The 21011-nt window shown below is 44.2% G+C and carries 18 protein-coding genes; 4 read left to right on the top strand and 14 right to left on the bottom strand.

The window, feature by feature from the left end; translation table 11 throughout:
• Position 1: 1 nt before the first annotated feature.
• The 5 genes from nadD to CLV25_RS08790 form a co-directional block, all read right to left on the bottom strand.
• Positions 2 to 580 carry a nicotinate (nicotinamide) nucleotide adenylyltransferase gene (gene nadD, locus CLV25_RS08810; RefSeq protein WP_131839278.1) on the bottom strand — a complete coding sequence of 193 codons (579 nt, stop codon included), beginning with the start codon at positions 578 to 580 and terminating at the stop codon, positions 2 to 4.
• Between the two features lie 9 nt (positions 581 to 589).
• Entirely contained in the window at positions 590 to 1141 is a 552-nt protein-coding gene (gmk, locus tag CLV25_RS08805) for a guanylate kinase (RefSeq protein ID WP_243649612.1), read from the bottom strand.
• Positions 1142 to 1189: 48 nt separating this feature from the next.
• Positions 1190 to 2068: a YicC/YloC family endoribonuclease gene (locus tag CLV25_RS08800; RefSeq protein WP_243649611.1), complete on the bottom strand. Its 879-nt coding sequence runs from the start codon at positions 2066 to 2068 to the stop codon at positions 1190 to 1192.
• A gap of 50 nt (positions 2069 to 2118) precedes the next feature.
• Positions 2119 to 3501: an MATE family efflux transporter gene (locus tag CLV25_RS08795; protein WP_131839276.1), complete on the bottom strand. Its 1383-nt coding sequence runs from the start codon at positions 3499 to 3501 to the stop codon at positions 2119 to 2121.
• Positions 3502 to 3679: 178 nt separating this feature from the next.
• Positions 3680 to 5059 carry a tryptophanase gene (locus tag CLV25_RS08790; RefSeq protein WP_131839275.1) on the bottom strand — a complete coding sequence of 460 codons (1380 nt, stop codon included), beginning with the start codon at positions 5057 to 5059 and terminating at the stop codon, positions 3680 to 3682.
• A gap of 329 nt (positions 5060 to 5388) precedes the next feature.
• Between CLV25_RS08790 and CLV25_RS08785 the strand changes: the two genes are divergently transcribed.
• Positions 5389 to 6063 (top strand): toxin-antitoxin system YwqK family antitoxin, encoded by a 675-nt coding sequence (locus tag CLV25_RS08785; RefSeq protein ID WP_131839274.1) that lies wholly within the window; start codon positions 5389 to 5391, stop codon positions 6061 to 6063.
• Between the two features lie 169 nt (positions 6064 to 6232).
• Here the strand turns inward: CLV25_RS08785 and CLV25_RS08780 are convergent, their stop codons facing one another.
• From CLV25_RS08780 to CLV25_RS08765, 4 genes are all read right to left on the bottom strand, one after another.
• Positions 6233 to 7519, bottom strand: coding sequence for a DEAD/DEAH box helicase (locus CLV25_RS08780; protein ID WP_131839273.1), 1287 nt, complete (start codon positions 7517 to 7519; stop codon positions 6233 to 6235).
• 200 nt (positions 7520 to 7719) lie between these two features.
• Positions 7720 to 8688: a hypothetical protein gene (locus CLV25_RS08775; RefSeq protein ID WP_131839272.1), complete on the bottom strand. Its 969-nt coding sequence runs from the start codon at positions 8686 to 8688 to the stop codon at positions 7720 to 7722.
• 18 nt (positions 8689 to 8706) lie between these two features.
• Entirely contained in the window at positions 8707 to 9549 is an 843-nt protein-coding gene (locus CLV25_RS08770) for a hypothetical protein (protein WP_131839271.1), read from the bottom strand.
• A gap of 76 nt (positions 9550 to 9625) precedes the next feature.
• Positions 9626 to 10609 (bottom strand): M28 family metallopeptidase, encoded by a 984-nt coding sequence (locus CLV25_RS08765; protein ID WP_131839270.1) that lies wholly within the window; start codon positions 10607 to 10609, stop codon positions 9626 to 9628.
• Between the two features lie 946 nt (positions 10610 to 11555).
• Here CLV25_RS08765 and CLV25_RS08760 point away from each other — a divergent pair.
• Positions 11556 to 11924: a hypothetical protein gene (locus CLV25_RS08760; RefSeq protein WP_131839269.1), complete on the top strand. Its 369-nt coding sequence runs from the start codon at positions 11556 to 11558 to the stop codon at positions 11922 to 11924.
• A 233-nt stretch (positions 11925 to 12157) separates the two neighbouring features.
• On the opposite strand, the gene CLV25_RS08755 is transcribed toward CLV25_RS08760, so the two are convergent.
• The 3 genes from CLV25_RS08755 to CLV25_RS08745 all read right to left on the bottom strand — a co-directional run bounded on the left by CLV25_RS08755 (position 12158) and on the right by CLV25_RS08745 (position 14843).
• On the bottom strand, positions 12158 to 13498 hold the full coding sequence (locus tag CLV25_RS08755; RefSeq protein WP_131839268.1) for an amino acid permease: 1341 nt from the start codon (positions 13496 to 13498) through the stop codon (positions 12158 to 12160).
• Between the two features lie 240 nt (positions 13499 to 13738).
• Positions 13739 to 14086, bottom strand: a complete 348-nt coding sequence (locus CLV25_RS08750) for a hypothetical protein (protein ID WP_131839267.1) — start codon at positions 14084 to 14086, stop codon at positions 13739 to 13741.
• Between the two features lie 193 nt (positions 14087 to 14279).
• Entirely contained in the window at positions 14280 to 14843 is a 564-nt protein-coding gene (locus CLV25_RS08745; protein ID WP_131839266.1) for a hypothetical protein, read from the bottom strand.
• A 336-nt stretch (positions 14844 to 15179) separates the two neighbouring features.
• On the opposite strand from CLV25_RS08745, the gene CLV25_RS08740 reads away from it, so the two are divergent.
• Entirely contained in the window at positions 15180 to 15713 is a 534-nt protein-coding gene (locus CLV25_RS08740; RefSeq protein WP_131839265.1) for a glycoside hydrolase family 108 protein, read from the top strand.
• A 14-nt stretch (positions 15714 to 15727) separates the two neighbouring features.
• Positions 15728 to 16213: a hypothetical protein gene (locus CLV25_RS08735; RefSeq protein WP_131839264.1), complete on the top strand. Its 486-nt coding sequence runs from the start codon at positions 15728 to 15730 to the stop codon at positions 16211 to 16213.
• 491 nt (positions 16214 to 16704) lie between these two features.
• On the opposite strand, the gene CLV25_RS08730 is transcribed toward CLV25_RS08735, so the two are convergent.
• A complete protein-coding gene (locus CLV25_RS08730; RefSeq protein WP_131839263.1) occupies positions 16705 to 19779 on the bottom strand; it encodes an AAA family ATPase in 3075 nt (1024 codons plus the stop codon).
• Positions 19779 to 20999 (bottom strand): metallophosphoesterase family protein, encoded by a 1221-nt coding sequence (locus tag CLV25_RS08725; protein WP_131839262.1) that lies wholly within the window; start codon positions 20997 to 20999, stop codon positions 19779 to 19781. The genes CLV25_RS08730 and CLV25_RS08725 overlap by 1 nt, the downstream gene beginning before the upstream one ends.
• Positions 21000 to 21011: the final 12 nt, after the last annotated feature.

The following is a 21011-nucleotide window of genomic DNA, read 5'->3' as shown; positions in this document are numbered from 1 at the left end:
TTCACTCTGCGTATAGGCCTTTATCTCGAATATACGCAGCCACAGACAAAGGCACCAAATGATCGATAGGCTGAGATTGCAGTACCATTTGGCGTACCTGCGTTGATGATATATCGAGCAACAACGCATCAACCTTTTGAGCTCCATAGGCAGAAACTAGTCCCTCCGCATCGTCACCCTTACGGGGATAGAAGTAAATAGGATACTTCTCAAGAATATGCTCGTACTCCCTCCACTTCTCAATAACAGCAAGGTTGTCGCTTCCCATAATTAGCGCAAAACGGTCATCGGGATGGCTCTTTGCAAGCACCTCTAGCGTTTTGTAGGTGTACGAAGGGGTTGGAAGATTAAACTCCACATCGGAAACCCTAATAGGAAGGCTAACCTCGGAAAGGGCAAGTTGCAGCATAGCCAGCCTGTCAAAATTCGAAGCAAGGTTAGCCGCTTCTTTTAGTGGATTATGAGGGCTTACCACAAACCAAAGTTCATCGAACCCCACCTGGCAAAGCATTTCCCCTGCAATCTGAAGATGCCCATTGTGAACAGGATTAAACGACCCAAAGTAAAGCCCGATAAACATAGGTAAAGTCTATCTTAAAAATGAAGCGATAGCATCTTCTGCCTTGCTCTTAGCATCTTCGAGGTTGTCATTAACCACAACAACATCAAACTTGCTGGAATATGAGAGTTCTTCTTGAGCCTTAGCAACTCGACGTTCGATGGCTTCTGCGCTATCTGTTCCGCGTCCAACTAACCTATTGCGAAGCTCTTCTACCGAAGGAGGCATTACAAACAGCGAAAGAGAATTATCGGGAAACATCCTTTTTAGATTGACCCCACCCTTTACATCAACATCAAAGATTACAACATTCCCCTTAGCCCATATTCTTTCGAGTTCAGACTTTAGCGTCCCATAAAAGTTATCGGCGTACACCTCTTCCCACTCCACAAATTCATCGTTAGCAATGCGGCGTTTAAAATCATCAACCGAAAGAAAGAAATAATCTTTTCCATGCTGTTCGCCATCGCGCATTTTACGAGAAGTTGCCGAAATAGAGAATTCGAATTGAGGGAACTTAGAGAGTAAGTGCTTAACTATAGTAGTTTTCCCAGCCCCCGATGGAGCTGAGAAAATTATCATTTTACCAACCATGCTCGTTTGATGTACAAAAACAATTAAAAAGTGGGATTATAGAATATTCAGAACCTGTTCCTTGATCTTTTCAAGTTCATCTTTCATCTGAACCACCATCTTCTGAATGTCGGCATCGTTAGCCTTCGACCCTAGCGTGTTAATCTCGCGGCCCATTTCCTGAGCAACAAAGCCCAACTTACGTCCGGGTGCTTCTTCTGCATCACATATCTCGCGGAAGTACTTACAATGGTTACGAAGGCGAACCTTCTCTTCTGTAATGTCAAGTTTTTCAACGTAGAAGATCAACTCTTGTTCGAATCGGTTTTGATCGATGATTGCCTGAGGAACAAACTCGGCCAAATTGCTGGCTATTCTATTCTTTATAACATCAATTCGTCCCTTTTCAAAAGGCTCAATAGTCGTAACGAGGTTCTCAATCTTCTCAACTCGATGAAGGATATCGGCGATTAATGCAGCACCCTCTTGCGCCCTAAACTTCTCTAGTTCTCTAAGAGCACCCTGAACTGATTGCTTAAGTGCCGCAACCTCCTCTTCTGTTACCTCCTGACGCTCTACGTGTAGAACATCCGGCATACGAAGTATTGTTTGCACTACAGGCTCGTTGGCAAGGCTTATTCCAAGCTGCTCTGAAACTTGCTTTATCTGATCGTAGTAGCACCCAAATACCTCTTTGTTGATGGTAGCAGGCGCTTCTTCCTTTACTGTTTCAACAAAAACAAAAAGATCGGACTTCCCTCTTACCAACTTTTTGGCAATCTCTGCACGAAGTTCCAACTCGTACTCGCGATACGACATCGGCAGCTTAACATTCAAATCGAGCTGCTTACTATTTAGCGAGCGAATCTCTACAGTAATCTTTTTCCCTTGTATTTCTTGTTCGGCTTTGCCATAGCCGGTCATTGATCTTACCATGTTCTATATAAATTTGGATAAAGGTAACTCTTTTTCATCTACAATGCGCTCTAAATCTCTATTTCTCCCCTCATTGCCTCTTCGGCTTGAGTAATTCCAGATCGGTGGAATACGGTTTTCCCCTTCCATTTTCCCGTTTTGTAGTAAATAAAAGCGCCAAGCATACCCACAACCCATCCAATGGGGATAGACCACCAAATGCCATCCTCCCCTATTACCTTCGACAAGAAGAAGGCTGCTGGAACGCGAACAGCCCATAGGGACACCAACGTTGTTAGCATTGGAACCATTGTAGCTCCGGCCCCTCGCAATAGTCCATTTACAACAAACATAATGGTAAACATCCAGTAAAAGATGGAAACAACTGTAAGATACTCTCCCCCAATGGCAACAACCTCTTCATTTGTTGTAAACATCCGCATCATGCTGTGCCCAAAAATGATAACCACCAGCGAAACTATTGCCGTTATAATCAACGACATTATCAATGTCGATTTAAGCCCCTGGGTAATACGGGTCATCCTTCCCCCAGCAATATTTTGTCCAACAAAGGTCGATAAGGCAACCGAGAAATTCATTGCTGGCATCATTGCCAAAGAATCGATACGAGAAGCTGTACTATATGCTGCTATAACGTTAGTCCCAAACGTATTTACGATTCCCATTAGGGCCGTCATTCCTAAGGCAACAAAGGTTTGTTGAAACCCAGATGGTAGACCAATCTTTATACAATGTCGAAAAATTTCTCGGTCAAAAACCATCCCCTTTATTGCAAACCTAAATATTTTATGGTTACGATTTATGTAGGCAACCGCAGCAATAAAGGCTCCCAGCTGAGCTAAAACTGTTGCCCAAGCCGCACCTGCAATGCCCCAGTGAAAAACACCAATAAATAGTATATCAAGAAAAATGTTTGCTACTGCAGATACCGCCAATACGTATAGCGGCGTTTTCGAATCGCCAACGCCTCTTAGGGTTGAGATAACGCCGTTAAAACCGAAAGAAACAACCATCCCGCCCAAGTATATCTTTAAAAATAGCGCGGCATCGTTGAGCAGCTCTTCGGGCAGCATAATTAGCTGTAAAATGGGTTTTGCAAGAAATAATCCTAAGATAGCGACTACCGAACCGGATATAAGCAAGAAGATATTAATGGTATCCGCAGTCCGCTTTACCTTATCGTACTGCTTTGCCCCAAAATATTGTGCAATAATAATTGAACCACCACCTCCAATTCCAATAACCAACGCTATAATGAAAAATATAATAGGATACGATGCGCCAACAGCGGCTAGGGCTTTTGCACCAAGATATCGACCTACAATAATGCTATCTATAATGCTGTATAACGATTGGAAAACATTCCCAAGTAGCAGCGGAATTGAAAAGTTGAATATTAGCTTTGATACTTTACCTTCGGTAAAATCTTTCATCAAGGGTTGGTTGAAATGAATCGCAAAAATCTAATTTTTATTAGGAGTAAACAAATTATTATTAAACATTGCCCACCTCAACCTTTCCTGAATCCGGAAATAGCAAAAGAGGCAGAGCCCAACGGGCCCTACCTCGAACAAAATAATATAAAATAATAGATGAAAGGACTTGTCTAGCCTACTTTGCTTTCTCCAACTCTACTGTAAAATGCCTAAGAATTGGAGCCTCCTTGGTTATTACAACACCACGGGTAATGCTATCGCGCCTATCAAACACGTTTTTCAGCGCTGCAGCAACAACATCCATGTGGTTGTTGGTGTAGGTGCGACGTGGAATAGCAAGGCGAAGCAGCTCTAGTTCGGGATAGCGATTTTCTCGGGTTTCAGGATCGCGGTCGGCAAGTATTGCACCAATTTCAACGCCTCTGATTCCTGCTTCGAGATATAGCTCTACACCTAATGTCTGAGCAGGGAACTCCTCGCGAGGCACGTTTGGAAGAACCCTCTTTGCATCTACAAATATGGCATGACCACCAGCTGGACGTTGGTATGGTATTCCATACTCATCGAGCTTTTGACCAAGATATGCAACCTGACGAATACGATTATCGAGCGTATCGAATTCGGTGCCCTCGTCTAAGCCAACTGCAAGAGCATTCATATCCCTACCGCTCATTCCACCGTAGGTTACATAGCCTTCGTACATGATATTGAAAACAGTTGCCTTCTGAAAGGTTTCTTCATCCTTAAATCCTATGAAGCCACCCATGTTAACAATGGCATCCTTCTTAGAGCTCATCGTCATGTAGTCGGCGTACTGGTACATCTCCTTTACAATCTCCTTAATGGTCTTATCGGCATAGCCTTTCTCGCGCATCTTAATAAAGTAGGCATTCTCGGCAAAGCGAGCAGAGTCGAATAGAACAGGAATGCCATACTTCTTGGCGAGCTTGCTAACGCCACAAAGATTCTCCATTGATACGGGTTGACCTCCAGCTGTGTTGTTGGTAACGGTCATACAAATGAATGGCACCTTGCTTACCGGATGCTCCTTAAGGAAACGCTCTAGCTTATTTATGTCGATATTCCCCTTAAATGGCACTTCGAGTTGGGTGTTAGCAGCCTCATCAATGGTCAAATCAACCGCATGGGCTTTACGAAACTCGATATGCCCCTTGGTGGTATCGAAGTGAGAGTTACCAGGAATGAAGTCGCCTTCCTTAATAAGCACCGAGAATAGAACATTTTCGGCAGCACGTCCCTGATGGGTTGGAAGAAAATAAGGGAAGCCAAGGATGTTATAGATAGCCTCCTTCATCTTAAAATAAGAGCTAGCACCTGCATAGCTTTCGTCGCCAAGCATCATTGCGCTCCACTGCCTGTCGCTCATGGCGCCAGTACCCGAGTCGGTGAGCAAATCGATAAAAACATGCTCGCTCTTAAGGTTAAACAAATTGTAGTGAGCCTCTTTAATCCAGCGCTCACGCTCTTCGCGGGTAGAACGACGAATAGGCTCTACCATCTTAATTTTGTACGATTCTGCAAATGGAAGTTCCATAAGTATATTTTATTTGGATTAACGAATACAGCAAAACGCGTTAGCATTAGGCCAACGTCAGCTGAATTAACAAGCAAATAGGAAAAGGGAAGGTGCTAGAGAGCACACCTTAAAAGGAGATTAGGAACAGAAAGCGTCTCTGTTCTTCAGATTACGGAATATCAGCTTTGAAGTCGTGTTCAGTTTCATATTTCCATTCTGATCGGCCAAAAATAGAAAAAAAGTAGCTTTAACAAGCATTGCTTCTCAAAAAAATGAAGAATACTGGGGCAAAACTTGGAATTTGAACAACAATCGCTATTTTTAAATCACATTAACACAAAAATCTAATGAAGATTACCTCTATCATTTGTAGCCTACTCCTAATCATTTGCAGCTGCAACAAGCCTCATAGTACCCTTACTATTAATGGGGTTAAGTTCGACGTTGAAGGAACAATGGAAAAGGGCATCGCGAAATGCTACTACAAGAACGGAACGCTTAAGGCCTATGCCGAAGTCTCCGACAGCATGCTCAATGGTAAATACGTAGAGTACTACGACAATGGTAAGATCAAAAGAGAGTACAACCATAAGAACGGACAAGTTGATGGTCCGTCCAGAATGTACTACAAAACAGGAAAACTCTTCGAGAAAGGCCTATTTAAGGATGGATACTCAGTAGGAACAACCATCAGGTATAGTTTTGATGGATCGAAAATTGCCGAAATCGAGTACCAGAACAACGAAATGGTTAGCCTCACAGAGTATCACAAAGGGAATCCTGTTAAGTATAGGTTTAACATCAAGGTTCATGACAACAGCATGGTTTCGAGGAGCACCTACTACTTTAGCGTTTCACCAGAGCCTAAGATGGTTAAATACTACGTAAAGAGCGAGGGACGAGCCCTTCTTCTTAACGGTGACAGCTACACCCTATTTAAAGAACCAGGACAGAAATTTGATTTTGTGGTAAAGGGAGTTTCACAGTACGGCATTCCTTTTAAGCTTACAGCTAGAAAGTAGCAATACGACAAGAAAAAAATCGTACCAGGTTACCTGCTCTGCTAAAATAGCGAGCAATACTACACTCTAGGCTAAAGGCCTAAAAGAATTTCCCAAAGGATACACTATTATATCCGAGATAAAACAGAATAGAGCGAGACCTTTTCTTACGATCTCGCTCTATTTTGCTTTACCAGCTATTCTTATCCTTCTTTTTAGGCTTAGCAGCCTTTGCTTTTGAGCCTCCTTTTGCCTTTACGGGCTTACCAGCATCCATTTGGTTAGCCTCGCGCAGCAATCCGCGCCAGTCATCATTGCCATCGCTCGAGAAGTCGATGGTTTCGACGTAATCCTTACGGGTGACCTCCTTAACGGTTATCGGTTTATCTAAGAATGCTTCAATTTCCTTTAGGGTATTCCTCTCCTCGGTGCTGCAGAACGAAACCGCAAGCCCCTTTTGCTTACCACGGCCGGTACGACCAACGCGATGGACGTAGTTTTCGGGTTTATCGGGCAAGTCGTAGTTAACTACGTAGTCGACATCAGGGATATCGATGCCGCGAGCGCTGACATCAGTTGCAATTAGGATCTTTACCTCGCCGATTCGGAACTTTGCCATGGCATCGTTACGCTGCTGCTGCTCCTTATCGCCATGAATGGTGATGGTTTTAATGCCTACCCTCTCCATTGCGCTGCAAACGCGCTCGGCGCGTACCTTTGTACGAACGAATACAAGAATCTTGCTCTCGGGATTTTCGTTTACCACGCGCTCTAGGAAGAATCGCTTATCGTCCATCTCGACAAAAATAACCGAGTGGGTGATATTCTTTGCAACCGGATCCTTAGGCGAAACCTGTATTCGAATTGGGTTACGAACTAACGAGTAGGCGATGTTCTTTATATACTCGTTGATGGTTGCCGAGAAGAATAGCGTTTGATGCTTTCGAGGTAGAAACTTAACTACATCCTGTATGTCGCGAACAAAGCCCAAATCGAGCATGTGATCTGCCTCATCCAGTATCAGCATATCGACTTTGTTGAGCTTTATGTAGCCTTGGCTCACCAAATCGAACATTCGACCAGGTGTTGCAACCAGTATGTCGATACCTTTTTCGAGACGGGCAATCTGTGCATCCTGCTCAACACCACCGAATACGCAAAAGGTTGAAACCCGCGTAAACTGGGCAAGCTTTTTGAAGACTTCGGAGATCTGAATGGCCAGCTCGCGCGTAGGCGCCATCACTAGGCAGCGAATTCCATCGGTTCGGGTCGAGGCTTTTGACGTATGCAGAATATCTATGACGGGAATGGCAAAGGCTGCCGTCTTTCCGGTTCCAGTTTGTGCGATTGCAAGCACATCTTCGCCCTTTAGTATTGGAGGAATTGAGCGATGCTGGATATCGGTAGGCCTTTTAAACCCTAGCTCGCTAAGGTTTCTCTTTATCTGGTCGGATATGTGGTAATCCTCAAACTTCATTCGTTGTCGTAAATTATTAAGCCACAAAGATACTCAGGATAGCGACACATAAAAGCTCTTGGCAACTAATTAGCTGTAAGCAATGCGCCTATTGAAATAAAATAGGCCACCATCGAAGCTCGATGGCAGCCTATATTTTGCGTTTGGGCCAGCAGCAAATTAGCAAATGCCCTTTCCTATTTAGTATAGGTCGAAGCTATTTAAAGATTTACAGCAACCTCTGCCCTACGGGTTACCTTGCTAGCAGGCTTGTAGAGGTAAAGATTGCCAATGGAGCCGGCTCCTTTTACAACAATCACATCGCGCACGGCATCCTTACTAAGCATTCTTTCCTTGTTGCTTAGGTAGTAAGCATCGAAGGTAGCCTTATCAAAGGCGTTGGGCATCGAAAAGAAATCGTAGTCCTGCTGGGCGAAGCTTAGCTTAGAGGACATGCCCATGTAGGGTTCGTTATTTGAATCGGCAACCAGATAGTCGAAGTTAATGCTGCCTTCTACTACTTTGATTGCAGCAACTTGCCCTTTTACCGAAAGCACCTTTAGCTTAATCCCGCCAAAGCTGATCTCCTTTCCGGCATCAGAAGGCTGAATTCTAACGTAATCGTACCCATCAACAATACAACAGGTGATGGCAAGGCTTCCCTTTATGCTTTTAGCAGCATTCTTAATGCCAACAGAACGGCTTACTGTTTGCCTTTTCGTATTCGTTGAAATGGTATTGCCGCTGCTATCCGTTTCGAAAGACGAGTGAAATTCGCTCCCAAAGCTTACGAAATTCATGCTGGTGTCAAGGCTTACAGCCATTCCCTTTTCGTTTTGCAAGCTGATGCTACGAATGCTCATCGAAAACAGCTTAGAATCTACGTCAATATTTGCAGGAAACTTCGACTGAACCTTTAGCTCGTCGCCGCTTTTGCTGCATGAGATGCCACCCATAAGCGAATCGAGCGCTGCTTCTAACGAAGTCTTTTCGATCTTTGCGGTTTTGCTCCAAGGAAAAGCGTACTCCTTCTGGGTTATCGTACTGGGCTTGTCAGCTGGCTTAAACACACCCTTACACTGGGCGTAAAGAAGATCCTTTATGAAATCAGCCTGTTTTTTTTGCGCATTTCCGCTTAGGCATAAGATGCCAAGCATCACCCCTAATCCAATTCTACCCGTAATTTTCATCTATAACGTTTTTAGTAATTAATCTCGTTGTCTATTTTTTGCCGTTACCTGTACAAAGGTATAAATAAGCTTTCGAACTCCATTCTTCATCCTATAGGCAAGTATTCTACTACCACGATATTCAAAATATAGCGCATCATTCTTTTCCCCTGTCTTTACAACACTCGACAATAGCCTATCCTTTTGATACCCATATCGGGTACTCGATTGATTTATCTGCTCGCCCTTTTTTGTTTGCAGCTTATGATGCTGCTCTACGGGATCGCCGCTGCTGTTAAAGTAGCAGTCGGTCGTAGAAACTAGATCAGAGAGTTCGACATACTGCGTAAAATGGGTCTCCTTTAGCTTACCATCAAGGTATATGTTGCGGTTTGTTTGCAGCAGGGTCGAATCGCGTGAGTATTTATAGAACTTATAGTCCGTTTCCTCAATCAGCTTATCGCTGCTATCGTAGCGGTAAAAGGTTTTCCCCCAGGAAATGCTATCCTCAACATAGCCTACAAGCAATATGGGCTTTCGTTTCTGATTAAGCGTCTTTACATACGCCAAATTCTTTTCCCCATTTTCGTGGCTGTAGTATCGTACTTGATTATTTCTTTCAACGCTATCGAATTGGCTAAAGAGATTGGCAATAGTAGGAAGCGATTTAAGGGTTTTCCTTACATTAATTCGATCTAGCAGTCTACCTTTTCGGTAAACATCCAGATACTTACACGTAGGCACAAGCTCTACATTGCTATAAAGCAGCATTAAGGCTATTTCCACATGCTCTGTAGAGTCTAGGCACGAAGCAACCTTCTCATGCCTCTCTCCAAAAGCCAATAATGGCAACAGTAACGAGATTAGCAGAAAACTTTTCATTGAACAATTGATTTTATGGCAAGCAACACCAAAGCCTACTACGTTATAGCACCTTTATATACAGCTATAGCCTTATTTAATATTTGGTCGATGCGCTACCTTTCGCATACTTGCTAAGCCTAACGTTGCTCTTCGAAAGGCTAACAACCAGATTCGCCATGTAGCGTACCAACGATTGTAGGTTATCGTAATCGACATACTGCCATTCGTCCTTAACCGTGTGCATATGCTCCTCCCCCGTACTTGTTGCTAGGGTATGTGCCGGGATATGCACCTTATCGTTGTTTACAAAGGCTACAAACGAGTAGTTATCGGCTAAGGTGTACAGGTAATCGCCCTCATCTCCTAAATCAACGAGCTTCCACTCCTGCTTACGGTTATACTGGTTAAGGAAATCGCCAAATTTAGACTCCTTTTGTCCAGTAATGTAGAACTTATGCTTACCAAACTGAGTGGAATGGCCAACCATCTCGAAGTTAATGTTAATTCGGGCCTTGCTAAAGGGTAAAAGCTTGCTTTCACAAAAAGCTCTTGAGCCTTCGAGCCCAATCTCCTCTCCGCTATAGGCAACTAGGACGATTGCACAATCGGGGAAGAGCTTCCGATCTTTAATCTCCTTGGCAATTCCAAGTAGCATTACAATTCCAGAAGCATCGTCATCGGCCCCATTATAAACGATGTCGCCCGTGCTTCCTTCTTCGACACCAATATGGTCGTAATGGGCCGAGAGAAGAATAAAGGAGCCATAACCCTTAGACTTTTCCCGAGCGGGAATATAGCCGACCACGTTCTTTTGCATCTTATTCTCTTCGTAAGGGCCATACTCCTGAAAGTAATCGCTCTTCCCTTTCAAAGGAACAACTCCGTTTTCCTTATACTTCTCCGAAATCCAAAGCGCAGCCTTATCCAGCTCGGCAGAAAAGCATCTTCTTCCCTTCATTTCATCAGATGAAAGAGCCTTCATCCAGCATCTTAAAGAATCGGCACTCTTGCTCTGCGCGTATGCCGAGCAGGCGCTGATAGCAGCAACAAAGGCTGCCAACATAATACGTTTTCCCATAATTTTTGTATAAATTATTTCTGAACAGGTAATAGGAATAGCGTATAAAAGGTAAAGACGTACAGCCTAAGCTACCTAATAAACGAGTTTCCCCAACAGCCACCTTAGCCTAATCAACAACAATAACGGCAAAGCAGAATATGAGTTCCATATTGCAACTTTTGCCAAACAAAAAGCTGTAGTAAAATCCTCATAAACGAAGGTAATACCCTAACTATTTACATAGATTTACGGCTAAAGGATTGGCTGCGAATGTAGCTTAAATAACCTTACGCAAATGCTTTTTCGAGCCATTTATCACCGAGACAAAGCAGCAAACACAGCAAACCGAGCGCTAAGCAAACATAGATATACCGATATGTAAGTAAGTAGCATTATAACCTAATCGATATAAGCTATAACCTAATCAATTTAGGTTGTAGCTTTACTAGTGTAAGCTTCGACCTAATCAGCATAGGTTAAAGTCTAATCAAATAAAGCTCTCATCTTATTAGCATAAGCTTCGACCTAATCAAATAAAGCTTCAACATTATCTAATAATGCTCTAACCTAATCTAACTAAGCTTTAGCTTTTTCAGCTCCGTAGTAAGCCATTATTCCCATGGGCATTCCCCCACTCCATTAGCCCGTTTTGCCATAAAACCGAATGAAGAAAAATAGAAAAACACCTTTGATTTATATGTTTTATAGCATGTTTTAATAAAATAGCTATAAGTGTAAAAAAGCTAAGAAAGCTAGGAATAGCAAGGCTTCCACGCAGCTTTCTACTCCAACCAGAGCACAATTAGAGCAAGCCCGCGCATTAACGTACATTTTTAAACTAACATATATTCTCTATATTTATAACACAGTTACAGCTTTAATCATTAACCAATTAAAGCATAACAAAACAACAGTCAACAGTTAATATACGTATCACCCTTTTAAAGAAGAAAGGAGGAATATTATGGCTAGAAAGAAGAGGACTTCTCCAGCATTCGAGAAGCTCGCTCAGCGTCTTTCGGGGCTAAAGGCTATCGACGAAAAGCTCGACTTAGGGAATAACCTTACGGTTGAGGCTATTTCGCAGACGCTTTTAACCTACAATTCAGAGCTCGAAGATTACAACATCTTCCTAGGTAATGTAGATTCGAAGCTGAATTCTGTAGAGCAGATGGAGGAAGCAGCCAACAACCTCAGCGAGAAGATTCTTATTGCCGTTGCAGCAAAGTATGGTAACGACAGCAACGAGTACGAGAAAGCTGGAGGTAAGCGCAAGAGCGACATTAAGCACAGTGGTCCACGTAAGTCTAAAGCAAAGAGCGCAGCACAATAGGATACTGTTGCTTAAATGCTAAAAGCAGTAGAAGGAGGTCTGTAAACGACCTCCTTTATCTTTTTTATAGCAGCAACATGTCTTTATGCCCATGACAGCAGAGCTTTCACAAACATCCCTAAAGAGAAGTTTGAGACAGATACTTCATCAGCGCCCCCTAAAAGATCTTTCTTTAGGGGTTAATCAATACCAGCACGAATAGGGCAAAAGCTGCTTCCTGACATGGCAAGCAGCTACCTCCTATTCTGCAATCGCATCACAACAAAAACAGGAATGCCCAGCAGCATAAGAATAAAGGTGTACATGGCCACTTCGGCGCCCGCGGCATAGGTGGTATAAACGCAGTAGATAAAGGCTAAGAGCGGAATAATGGAAGCCTTAAGCAGCTTTCGCCACGATTTCTCCTCGGTATTCGTAAGAAGAATTTGAGCAGCAGCGCTAAAGCTGTAGGCAGGAAGAAAGGCAAGCGTGGCCAGTAGTATCATAAAGTTGAACGCATCGGTAAGCGAGAGCACGTAGTTAAGGCTCAACAGCACATTGGCCAATACGCCCGAAACAATGAGCGATACCGAAGGCGTAGAATAGCGCTTATGAACCCTCGCAAAGAACGAAGGAAAGAGTTTCTCCTCTCCTGCTGCAAACGAGCTTCGTGCGGTGGTGAGAATCCATCCCGAGGTTGCCCCACCAGCAGCAACAATCACGCCCAACGCCATAAACCATCCGCCCCAGGTTCCTCCGCTAATGCGGTTGATGATATCGGACATGGGGGCAGTAGAATTGGCCAGCTCGCTTTGAGGCATCGCCCCCATGGCGGCAAAGCTGGTAAGAATGTAGATAACGGCGGTTATGGAGAATCCGAGAATGGTGCTCAGCTTAATATTCCGCGCCGGGTTCTTTATCTCTCCCCCCGTAACCGATGCGCTCTCGAGCCCGATGTACGACCATAAGGTAATGGCAACAGCAACAGGGATAGAGCCAAACCCGCTAAGCTCAGCAGCTGATACCGTATAGAAGTTATCGAAGCTAAATCCCCAGAAGGCTACAGCGATAACAACGATCAGAACGCTGATCTTGGCAACGGTAGTAACGATTCCAACAAAGCCGGCTTCCTTTACGCCCTTCAGGTTGATGAGCGTGAACAGCCATAGAATGGATGAGGAGACAATAAATGCCAGTAGGCCATTAGTCCCTAAAGCAGGAAAGAAGATGGTAAGGTATCGGACAACGGCAGTAATGATTGCGGCGTTACCTACCCACATTCCAATCCAGAAAGTCCACGCAATAAGAAAGGCGGCAAACTCTCCATAAGCAAGTCGGGTGTAAACGATAGGACCTCCCGAGCGTGGGTAAAGGGCTCCGAGCTTTCCAAAGACAAGCGCAAGGAATAGCGATCCAACAGATGTGATTAGCCAAGCAATAATAGACGATGTGGGATTGGATGCTGCCGCTAGCGACTGGGGCGCAGTAAATATGCCCGAACCTATCATATTCCCAATGACAATTGCAGTGGCTGCCCAAAGGCCTAAATCGCGCTTAAGCTTACCATTGCCCGTATGGGGTTGCTGCTCATTCATATGCTTAAATGGTTAAGATATTGTGCAAAATAAGCGATAAAACATGGATAAGCAAATAGCCATGGGGCGGCAAAATGGTACGCAAAAGCCGCCATTAAATGATAGTAGACAAAGAAATGCAAGCAACCTGCTACGCTTATGGCTTTTTAGAAGGGAGATATATGCCATTTGCAGCATAACGAGCTAGCATAGCTTGCAGCAAAAGCTAATCGGATAGATGCATAGGAACAACTCGGCAACCTATTCTTTAATAGTAACAGGAATTTCTTTCTCCATAAAGTTATCCTTAATATCCACTAGGGTGTACTCGTGCAAATCGAAGTAAACAATCTTACTTAACGAACAGTCTAATTCAATTCGAAGCTTTATCCTGCTAGTAAACCGCTGCAGCTTTACAACAACTTGCTTTACTATACTATATGGAATATTCCTATTTCGATTTTGAGCAAAAACACGAATAATAAAAGCAATAGCTACAGCCAAAAGCATGATCGCTAGTACAAAATCGAGAAGCCTTCCCTTATCTAGGTAGTCTAGAAGCTTAGTTACCCCCCAAAGAATATAAACTACAATCAGAGTAATATGCATTACAACATCTCTTTTCCTATAGCTAATATCGATATGGCTATCTAAAAAGTGTATTTTGCCGTTTTGCGTCAAAAATTCGTTCCTCATACCCTCTATAAAATGTAAATAGTAACGTTTAATACGATTAGCGCCCTGTGTTTGAATAATTCGATTGCCATGCATCAAAACATAGCCATCAAAACATCGGCAAATACTACATACAACAGCCACTACTAGCCGATTCGTTAACCTGCTGCTTTTCGCATTTCTCGCTGTAGTAGCGGTTAACCCTACACTGCATCCACCAAATGCCAATGGGAAACCATATAATGTTGAGCATCTCCGACAGTATGTCGAAGATATTTTCGCGCCCCTTTTTTCTTAAGGCTACCAACGTTCTTGCTCCGAAGAAAACCATTGCTAGGAATAGCGCTATCAGTAAAATCTGAAAGCCAACAAGAAGCCACCAGGGCAATATTGCCTCAACCTCGGTATTGTATAAGCGGCTTAACGGGTAAAAGAGTAAAAATAGCAGCAAAACGCCAAATGCAGAATCCACAATGGTCTTTTGCTTCAAGCCATTCTTACCGAGATATCCTCTGAAGAATAAAGCTATGCTATAGCACCATAAGGATATCACCAATAAGAAAACAGACTGTACTATAGACTTAGAAAATTTATAGTCGAGTTCGTTAAGCGGTAGCATTTCGCATATAAGCGAAGGGGCAATCAGCATCAGGAATAGCATCCAATGCCTAGCCCTTAAGAATAGCCTCATATTTTTATCGCATATCAGGTAAGCAGCCCACCCGCAAACGGCAGAACAGCATCCTCTTTAAGTAAAACAAAAAATAGCTTTAAGCACCCTTGAACTCCAAATCCTATCTCGAGATAAAAAGGATACCCGAGAACGCTTATACTGTAAGATTAAAATAGAATTTCAAAAATGCTTACATGCCAAAAGTAGCAATAAAAGCTAGAGTTGGAAATACGACAACATAGGTAAATAATAGCCATTACCACATCTACTTAAACATAAATACATCAATTTGTTTTGTTTAATACTATTCACTAACTTTAACACATATCAAATCTAGATAAAATATACCTAACTATGGCAAACTACGAACAGGCTCTACAGTGGGTTTTATCCCACGAAGGCGGATATGTCAACGATCCAGACGATCCAGGTGGCGAAACCTACAAGGGAGTAGCCCGAAAGATGAACAGCAAATGGGATGGCTGGCTTCATATTGATATGCTGAAGAAGCAATCGGGCTTTCCGGCGAACCTCGATAAGGATTCAGATCTGCAAGAAGCGGTACGGTCATTCTATGAGGTTAACTACTGGGATAGAATTAAGGGTGATGAGCTCACCAATCAGGAAGTGGCAACATCTATTTTCGATTTTGCCGTAAATGCAGGAGTTAGCACCAGCTCTTCATTAGCACAGCTGGTTGTTGGTGCCGATAAAGACGGAGTTATCGGCAATCAGTCGGTACAAATGATCAACAGCTTCGACCCCGATCACTTTATCGCATCGTTTACCGTGGCAAAGATTGCCCGATATGTCAACATCGTAAAGAATCGTCCAACTAGCAAGAAGTACTTCTACGGTTGGGTGCGCCGAGCATTGGGTGAAAACTAAAACAAGCAGAAAACATGGGATTCCTCGATTCAATATTTAGCAGCGGCGCTTCAAACATTGTTAGCGCCGTTGGTGGGGTTGTAGACAATATTGTTACAACCAAGGAAGAGAAGATGCAGCTCGAAAACGAGATAAAGAAGGCAGAGATGCAGTACCAAATAGAGATGCGCAAGCTTAACCTCGAAGAAACCGGACAGGTATTTGCCGATGTTAAGGATGCACGTGCCATGGCAAGTACCGTACAAACCAGCGCCAACTCAACTAAGCTTTCGAAAAATGTTGGTCCGTACCTGGCTCTTGGAACAACGCTGCTAACCTTTGCCCTATTCTTCGCGCTAATCTTTGGTTTCTGCGAGAAGGGTAACACAAAGGAGATTGTGCTTTACATATTGGGCGTGCTCAGCGCCATTGTAACGCAAATCTTTAGCTTCTACTTCGGATCATCGCAAAGTAGCAAGGACAAGAATCAAACCATACAGAACCTTACTGAGGTAAAGTAGTCGTTCTAAACGAAAATAAAAGCGCCAAGATCGCAAAGCACAGCGCAGGAAGTCCTAAAGCCAGAACCTAACCTGCCAACTTTTCGATCTTGGCGTATTCTTAGTGCCCTTTGTGGTAAAATATAAACACAAAGTCCACGAAGGACAGCACAAAGACCACTAAAGATAAATGCCAATTAACGTGAGTTCGATGTAAGGATTGAACTAACTTTATTTGGTTAGCAAAAGGTATAATCAGCGCGATTCCCCTCCTTTACAAGGAGGGGTCGGCGTAGCCGGGGGTGGTTATAGTCAAAACATTTAGTGATTCTTTACTGTTTTGACTTAAACCACCCCACCCTTCGGGCACCCCTCCTTGAAAAGGAGGGGAATACACCCTTGGAAAGCTTTATTTTAATCATTATCGTCTTAGATCGAGTTCAAGTTAATTTACCTCTTATGCGATCTAACTAAATCCGTTGTGCCCTTTGTGGTTAATCCGAAAACGATATTTACTCCCAGCTCGCGGTTACAATGCTTCCCCTATCATCGTGATTCACTACCTTCAGGTAGGTTTCGATTTCCTGCTGCATTTCATCAACATGCGATATCACCCCAACGATACGGTTCTCCTTCCGCAACGATTTAAGGGTATCAAACACGATTCCGAGCGAATCTTTATCGAGCGTGCCAAAGCCTTCATCGAGGAAGAAGAAGTTTTGATCGGCGCTCTGCATCCGTTGGATGTTATCGGATAGCGCCAACGCCAACGACAGCGATGCCTGAAAGGTTTGCCCGCCCGATAGCGTCTTAACGCTTCGGGTTTTGCCGCCATTCATGTAGTCGCGTACCTGAAAGCTGTTGTCTTCGGTCAATTCGAGGCTCAGCCGTTGACGTGTCATCTTGTAGAATCGATCGTTGGCAGCGCTGCACAGGTTTTGCAGGTAGGTAGTGCTAATAAAGTCGATGAATTTATTCCCCTGGAGCATGTTCTTTAAGGTAGCGAGCTCCGAAGCGCGCATTACCACAACGTCTAGCTCCTTTCGGATGGCAGCCTGCTGCTCTAGGGCGGCATTCTTGGTGGCAATCTCGTTCTCTACACGACCAATGTCCTTACGGTTGGCACCTTCCCTATTGGCTAGCTCGACAACCACAGCATCCAAAGCCAAATGCTCTTCGGCATTGTAGGTACGCCCGGCAAACTCCCTCTCGTTCTCGATGATTTGTGCCACAACGGTTTGTACTGCCTGATTATGGTAGGCAATTTGCTTACGAACGCCGTCAACATCTAAGCCAAGGGCAAGCGTTTGCTTCACCTCCTCCAGCGATAAATGCCCGTTAGCCTCTAGCTTTTGGCTTATGCTTTGGGTTATCGAATCTAGGCTCTGCTGCTCCTTAAGTAGGTTAGCCTCATTTGCCGCAATGCTTCCGCTGCTCTTCCCCTCCTGCTGCCGAAGATCGGCAATCTCGGTAGAAAGCTTATCGAACTTAGCAACAACGCTGCCTACATGGTTGCGCATAGCGATAGCCATATCTTCGAGTTCCTTTGGAGCCTTACCTTCATGCTGAGATAGCTGAAGATGGCGCAATCCGGCAATCAGCGATTGCTTTTGCCCCTCCTTCGAAGCCATTTCGAGCTTAAACGCCTCAACCGCCTTTCGGTACTTTTCGGTATTCTTCTCCTCTTCTTGAAGATTGCTCGCTGCCTTTTCGATAGCGTCCTCCAGCTGCTTAATATCCTTACCCAGCTTATCGGCTGCGGCAAAGGCTTTGCTTAACGACTCCTCGGTTTTATACGCTTCCCACTCGAACTTATCCTGATGCTGCTTAATATCAGCCTCCAGCTTAGCCACCCGCTCGGTAGCCCTACCACATTTCTCGTTTACTCCTTTAAGCTTTGTACCAAGCTCAACCAGCTTTCTATCTAGCACGTTGCATTGGTCAATACTAGCTTGGGCATTCTCCTTTTGCCTGCGGGTAGTGCTGATTGCCTCAGCAACATTGGCGATATTGAGAATTTGCGGATGATGGGTAGAACCACATAAAGGACAAGGCTCACCGCTTTTAAGCTCATCGGCGTACTGCCCCAGCTTTTGCTGAACCAGCAGATGCTGTAGCTCCTTATCCTTTTGCCTAACGATGTCGGTTAACCGAACAACCTCCTCACGAATCTTCTCCTGCGCCTGAGCAGGTGAAGCAACAGGCAAGCCTACTGCAAAATCCTTTCCATCGAGCAGCAAAACAAGTTCACCATCTGCGCTCTGCTTTTCCTTTAGAGCCAATTCGTGCTCCTGTTTAGCCTCGGCATGCTGGGCGGATAACGATTTATTATAGGTATACCACTCTCGCACCCTCGATAGTAGGGCAACATCCGGGAGCTGCTGCTTTAGGTTTTTCAGATTGCTCGTTTGCTTCTCCTGAACATCCTTTAGCTCCTTTACCTTAGCCTCATTCGCCTTAATTACCGCCTCGCCCTTGGCAGTTCTGCTTATCAGACTCTCAATCTCAGCGATTAGCACCTTTGCTTTAGCGATTCGGTCAAGATCGTCAGCCTCCGCATTAAGCCGATCACGCTGATCGTAGTCCGCTTTAAGGGTTACCTGCTGTTGCTGCTTATCGGCGAGCTCATCTAGCGTCTTCTTTAGCGATTGCTTTTCGATTCGAAGCGCCTCATTTAGCAAATTGATGCTCTTTTGAGCCTGTTGCTCCTGCTCCATCAACCCTTTAAAGTGAACTAGGCAGTACTCGTACTTCTTTAGCTGATCTTCCAAGCGGCTAATTGCCGCAGTCTTCTCCGCTAGCTCCTTTCTGTCGGCTAAAAGCTTTTCCTTTTTGATGTTTAGCTCCTTTAGCCTCTTCCACGCCTCAAGTTCCTTACGCTTTTGCTCGAGTTCGGCAGATAGTTCCTTAGCAAGATCCTGATATTGGCTTAGCAGCTCCTTTAGCTGTTCAATCTGCTCAGCGCTAACATCACCTAACGACGACAGCTGCCCCTCTAGGAACTGACGCTTATCGTTATTGCGCTTATCCAACGAAGCAGCCTTTCTAAAGAGATCGTACTTCTCGAGGTTAAAGAGCTCCTTCATCATGTTGGTACGCTCTTTCTTATCGAGCTGCAAGAACTCCTGAAACCTTCCTTGCGGTATGATGATGGTGCGCTTAAAGTTGGCGTAGCTTAATCCAATTGCCTCCTCTAAAGATGACAACTCTACAGGCTTCCAGTCACCTGCATCATCAACAAAAGCCTTACGTTCAATCGTCTTTACATCTTCGAACCGCTTAGAATTACGTCGAGCAGAAACTATAACCAAATAGCTCTTATGGTTGATTCCAGAGACGAACTCAAATTCGATAAGCAGGCTATCCGATTTCAAGTTCATCATATTATAGCCCCTACCCTCCTTGCTATTTAGCCTTTCGGTATCGCCATAAATGGCATAGCTGATGGCCTCCAGGATAGACGACTTCCCGCTACCCACCTGCCCAAAGATTCCGAAGATATTGGCGGCAGTTAACCTTGTAAAGTCGATGGTTTGTTTTCTTTGGTAGGAGTATAATCCCTCTATGGTTAGTCTTACTGGTATCATTACGCTTCCTCCTCTGCCAACATTTCCTTAAATAGGGTCATCAACGAGTCGCTAGGCTCTTGCCCCTTCTCCTTTATAAAGTAGTCTCTAAAGAGTTCTTCAGTATTCTTGCTAAGATCAGCCATGCTTTTTTCCGAAGCCATCAACTCTTTAGATTTTATATCGGGTATTATGCTTATTATATTAGGATGCACCTCGAGTAGCTGTTTTCGCTCCTGCGCCGTAATGTAGGTATCGGAGACAAGCGTAAGCTCCACAAGCGCATCTGTATTATCTTGTAGCCACTCGATAGCCTTTTCAACTCCATCAGCCCTGTACCGAAGCAATCGTTTACCCTTCGCTAGCGGAATCTCCTTTACAGCAACGTTTCCTCCAACCTCCATATCAACTATCATTACATACTTGCTTTGATTAGCTTCTGAAAAAGAGTATGATAATGGGCTACCCGAATAAACTATCGGGCAAGGAGCGCTATCAACAATCTGCTTGCGGTGTAGATGACCAAGAGCAACGTAATGTAATCCACCAGGGACGTTTCCCGAAAAGATGGCTTGCGCTCCTCCAACATGCAGAATTGGCTTTTCATCTTCCGGCTCTTCTGGTAAATCCGCCCCCTCCTTTATAAAAAAGAGATGGCTTACAAGAAGATTGCACCCCAGACTATCGCAATAGTCAGCGACCTGACTTCCCCATTTTGTGGCTAGCATATCGCGCAGCTGCTGCTCATTGTTTTCCGACCCAAGATATGTCTTCATCCGAAACTCATTGGCGTAAGCGGTATGCAGTATTCGAAGAGGCTCGTTGCATCGGGGTAGCTGCAGCTCAACAAATCCCTCTGCCGACTTTAGCACCTTAAATCCCGACTCCAATTCGAAAGAAGGCACAACAGTATTGGGATATCCGATAAAAACAATACCGCACTCCCTTGCCAAAGGGTCGGGCGACTCGATACGATCGGGCGAATCGTGATTACCTGCAATAGCAATAACAGGTCTAGAACCATTATTGGTAAGCCTCTTAAGAGATCGGTAAAATAGATCAACAGCTTCGGTTGGAGGATTGTAAGTATCGAACAGATCGCCTGCAATAAGCACCGCATCAACGTCTTGCTCGTTGGCTATTTCAATAATTTCATTAAGAACCTCTCGCTGCTCATCTAAACGAGAGAAATCATCGAGGCGCTTTCCCAAATGCCAGTCAGAAGTATGAAGTATACGCATTTCTTATCTCTA

The sequence above is a fragment of the Acetobacteroides hydrogenigenes genome (genome assembly GCF_004340205.1).
GTDB lineage: Bacteria > Bacteroidota > Bacteroidia > Bacteroidales > ZOR0009 > Acetobacteroides > Acetobacteroides hydrogenigenes.
This window is presented reverse-complemented; position numbering and strand designations above follow the sequence as displayed.

Excerpts from the sequence above, each read along its gene's own strand:
- CLV25_RS08745 (WP_131839266.1), bottom strand. The coding sequence starts at position 14,843 with ATGAGGCTATTCTTAAGGGCTAGGCATTGGATGCTATTCCTGATGCTG.
- CLV25_RS08780 (WP_131839273.1), bottom strand. The coding sequence starts at position 7,519 with ATGAAGTTTGAGGATTACCACATATCCGACCAGATAAAGAGAAACCTT.
- CLV25_RS08740 (WP_131839265.1), top strand. The coding sequence starts at position 15,180 with ATGGCAAACTACGAACAGGCTCTACAGTGGGTTTTATCCCACGAAGGC.
- CLV25_RS08760 (WP_131839269.1), top strand. The coding sequence starts at position 11,556 with ATGGCTAGAAAGAAGAGGACTTCTCCAGCATTCGAGAAGCTCGCTCAG.
- CLV25_RS08750 (WP_131839267.1), bottom strand. The coding sequence starts at position 14,086 with ATGCATATTACTCTGATTGTAGTTTATATTCTTTGGGGGGTAACTAAG.
- gmk (WP_243649612.1), bottom strand. The coding sequence starts at position 1,141 with ATGATAATTTTCTCAGCTCCATCGGGGGCTGGGAAAACTACTATAGTT.
- CLV25_RS08735 (WP_131839264.1), top strand. The coding sequence starts at position 15,728 with ATGGGATTCCTCGATTCAATATTTAGCAGCGGCGCTTCAAACATTGTT.
- CLV25_RS08775 (WP_131839272.1), bottom strand. The coding sequence starts at position 8,688 with ATGAAAATTACGGGTAGAATTGGATTAGGGGTGATGCTTGGCATCTTA.
- CLV25_RS08730 (WP_131839263.1), bottom strand. The coding sequence starts at position 19,779 with ATGATACCAGTAAGACTAACCATAGAGGGATTATACTCCTACCAAAGA.
- CLV25_RS08790 (WP_131839275.1), bottom strand. The coding sequence starts at position 5,059 with ATGGAACTTCCATTTGCAGAATCGTACAAAATTAAGATGGTAGAGCCT.
- CLV25_RS08800 (WP_243649611.1), bottom strand. The coding sequence starts at position 2,068 with ATGGTAAGATCAATGACCGGCTATGGCAAAGCCGAACAAGAAATACAA.
- CLV25_RS08770 (WP_131839271.1), bottom strand. The coding sequence starts at position 9,549 with ATGAAAAGTTTTCTGCTAATCTCGTTACTGTTGCCATTATTGGCTTTT.
- CLV25_RS08755 (WP_131839268.1), bottom strand. The coding sequence starts at position 13,498 with ATGAATGAGCAGCAACCCCATACGGGCAATGGTAAGCTTAAGCGCGAT.
- CLV25_RS08795 (WP_131839276.1), bottom strand. The coding sequence starts at position 3,501 with ATGAAAGATTTTACCGAAGGTAAAGTATCAAAGCTAATATTCAACTTT.
- CLV25_RS08725 (WP_131839262.1), bottom strand. The coding sequence starts at position 20,999 with ATGCGTATACTTCATACTTCTGACTGGCATTTGGGAAAGCGCCTCGAT.
- CLV25_RS08785 (WP_131839274.1), top strand. The coding sequence starts at position 5,389 with ATGAAGATTACCTCTATCATTTGTAGCCTACTCCTAATCATTTGCAGC.
- CLV25_RS08765 (WP_131839270.1), bottom strand. The coding sequence starts at position 10,609 with ATGGGAAAACGTATTATGTTGGCAGCCTTTGTTGCTGCTATCAGCGCC.
- nadD (WP_131839278.1), bottom strand. The coding sequence starts at position 580 with ATGTTTATCGGGCTTTACTTTGGGTCGTTTAATCCTGTTCACAATGGG.